The sequence below is a fragment of the uncultured Gimesia sp. genome (assembly GCF_937919775.1).
Classification (GTDB): domain Bacteria; phylum Planctomycetota; class Planctomycetia; order Planctomycetales; family Planctomycetaceae; genus Gimesia.
Window position 1 is genome coordinate 1 of sequence record NZ_CALFPF010000161.1, and the last position, 3081, is coordinate 3081.

Here is a 3081-nt window from a genome sequence, read left to right on the forward strand (position 1 = left end):
GGACATGATAAAAGAAGAAATGAATTCAATAGAGTAAGACTTCGCATTCAGAATGATGTAGTAATTTGTACAGAATCGCAAGTAGAAAATTCTGTTTTTCACGGTTTCAATCCAGTACCATTTTCGTTCCCGGCGATCACTTCAAATCGTATTTTCGTGATTTTGTGAGCGAATCTGTTATCATTCTCAATTAGCCTTTACCGTATTCCACTGGTGTCAGACGAAACAATAAGGACTCTCCGTGCGAAATCGATCGATTCAAACTCAGACAGGATCTGTTTTCATTGCTGTTTTCTTTCTGCTCACGATGACGGTCGCGCTGAACGCAGCCGTGCGTCCGCCCGGAGAGCGTCCGAATCTGATTGTGATCATGGTCGATGACATGGGTTATGCCGGCGTGAGCTGTTTTGGCAATCCGTATTTCAAAACGCCCGAGATCGATCGCCTGGCGAAAGAGGGACTGAAGCTGACCGACTTTCATTCGTCAGGCACGGTCTGCTCTCCCACACGCGCCGGTCTGCTGACAGGCCGCTATCAGCAAAGGGCGGGCATTGAAGCTGTGATTCATCCGGTCAGCGATCATCCCGAACATCGCAAGGGCTTGAGACAGATTGAAAACACGTTTGCGGAATCCTTGAAACAGGCCGGTTATCGTACCGGTCTGATCGGGAAATGGCATCAGGGTTATCCGCAGAACGCAGCCGAGTTTCATCCGGACAAGCATGGCTTCGATACCTTCATCGGTTATCACAGCGGCAATATCGATTTCATCAGTCATGTCGGCGATCACGTCAAACACGACTGGTGGCACGGCCGCAAGGAAACTCGGGAGGAGGGTTACTCGACCCATCTCATCAACGAGTACGCGTTGCAGTTCATCAAAGAAAATCAGGATCAGCCTTTCTGTCTGTATCTCGCGCACGAAGCGATTCACAATCCGGTGCAGGTGCCCGGCGATCCGGTTCGCCGCAGCGAAGCAGAGGGTTGGAAACGCTGGAAGCCGGCGAACGAAGCCGAGCGGATCGAGAAGTATCGCGGCATGACGCTGCCCGTGGATGAAGGAGTCGGTCAGATTCGCGATTTCCTGGTGAAGTCCGGGCTCGATCAAAACACGTTCGTGTTATTTTTCTCGGATAACGGTCCCTCGCGTGATTTTCCCAGTGGGGACCCGAAATGGCGGGGCGGCAAAGGTTCGGTCTATGAAGGCGGTCATCGGGTGCCGGCGATTGCGTGGTGGCCGGGAAAAATCAAAGCGGGAACCGTTTCGGATGTGCCCGCCATCAGCATCGATGTGATGCCGACTTTACTCGGAATCGCGAAAGTGAAGGCGCCCGAAGATCGGCCTCTGGATGGCGTCGATCTTGCGCCGGTGTTATTCGAACAGGAATCGTTACCGGAACGAACTTTGTTCTGGGCGTCGCTGGCGAACAGTGGCAATCGTTCGGAAGCGATGCGGCAGGGGCCGTGGAAACTGGTGGTGTTGCACCCCCGCGCCAAACCGGGCACATTTGAGAATGAAACAGTGGAACTGTATCGGCTCGATCAGGACCCGGGCGAGCAGAACAATCTGATCAAACAGGAACCGCAGCAGGCGGCGGAAATGCTCAAACAGCTCAAGGACTGGTACCGCGACACGCAGTCCACCGCTACCCCGCAACCGGGGGGCTGGCTGTCGAAAACGGATTGAGTGCCGGTTCATCTGCAGTTTTTTGTGAAATGCCACTCTGTCTTGCTATTCAGGTAAGGCGATTTCGAGTGGTAAAATGGATAGGTTTTTGTCTTTCGGAATAAAATAAGGAATCGACTCTGCCATCAGCCTGCTTTGTAATGCCTCAAACATTTGTTTACGGGCTTCTTCCGCGGTGGCATCTCGCAAGATGAGAAAGCGAGGATTAACGGCGGCTTCTTTAGACCAGAGTGTTTGTTGGGTTTGAGTATCGATCCAGGTAATTTTAAATGCGGCACCCGTTGCTTGAAGTGTCTTTCCGGTTTCAGTTCGTCCTGAAGGATTTTCAGGCGTGGGGCTACCAGGCTTCATTAATTTCAATTTATTGCCGTCCTGTTCGTGATATTCCAGTTTTAAAACAACTGGCTGGTCGGGGGCGACTTTGAAACCTTCCGCTTCCAGACGCTGCTGGATAACATCCTCAATGATGGATTTTACTTCATCAACATTTCCGAATTTGACATCACCAATATTTACTTCAATACTGACTTGCTGCCCCTTGCCGATCATCGCATCGTTCTGACTACCATACGCATTCAGGCTCTCAGTAACGGCTGTTTCTGGAATGTCAACGGATACCAGAAAAGATTTTCGATCCAGCAGAAGTCGTCCATTTGCATCTGTTAAGGCGGTTGCTGTCCTTGCAAGCAGGAAATGAGGAGTGAGATAAATTTCGTCTCTCATAGTGACATTGGGGACTGGTTTCAATGTCCAGAGAACCTGCTTGCGCTGACGATCCAGATACCAGGCACCATACAGTAACCACCCGTTGCCGCTGGGATCCCAGACCAGATTTTTTCCTCGATAAATAGGCTCATTGATCACGTTACTAAGATTAGTAGGGGCCTGGTAACCATTCGACCCTTTACCGGTTTTGAGGTCAAAAATCCAGATTGAGGTTCCGTTTGAATTCGATAGAAGGAAGGCAATTTCTTTACCGTCTGGCGAAAACTCCATTTCAAGTAACGTGAAATACTTATCTTTTAATTGCAGAAAATCCAAAAAAGGTATCAGCCTGATCGGTTCCAGTGACTCCAAATCATACACGACCAGATATTTATCAACCGAACCCAGTTCCGTACCGAGTGTAGCCAGATACTTACCGCCCGGGCTGATTTTATTATGACTGTTATCATACTTGAATGTGTCAATCTGTTTTTCATTTATCAGTTTACCAGTTGTCAGATCCCATCGTTTCAAAAACGATTTGGAATTCATGCCTGCTCTCAATTCCGTCTTCGTAATAACGTGCTTAGTATTACAAAATTTCTGACTCGAAAGTAGATTATTTGCTACGTCAACCTCCCACTCTGCCAGCTTTTTGCCAGTAAGGATATCCCAACTAGCCAGCATGG

Annotated in this window: 2 protein-coding genes; one reads left to right on the forward strand and one right to left on the reverse strand. The window is 49.2% G+C overall.

What is annotated here, in order from left to right; translation table 11 throughout:
* The first annotated feature begins 241 nt into the window (after positions 1-241).
* Positions 242-1687, forward strand: a complete 1446-nt coding sequence (locus Q0294_RS04375) for a sulfatase-like hydrolase/transferase (RefSeq protein ID WP_299461312.1) — start codon at positions 242-244, stop codon at positions 1685-1687.
* Positions 1688-1732: 45 nt separating this feature from the next.
* Here Q0294_RS04375 and Q0294_RS04380 read toward each other — a convergent pair whose 3' ends face one another.
* Positions 1733-2773 carry a hypothetical protein gene (locus Q0294_RS04380; protein WP_299461315.1) on the reverse strand — a complete coding sequence of 347 codons (1041 nt, stop codon included), beginning with the start codon at positions 2771-2773 and terminating at the stop codon, positions 1733-1735.
* Between the last annotated feature and the right edge of the window lie 308 nt (positions 2774-3081).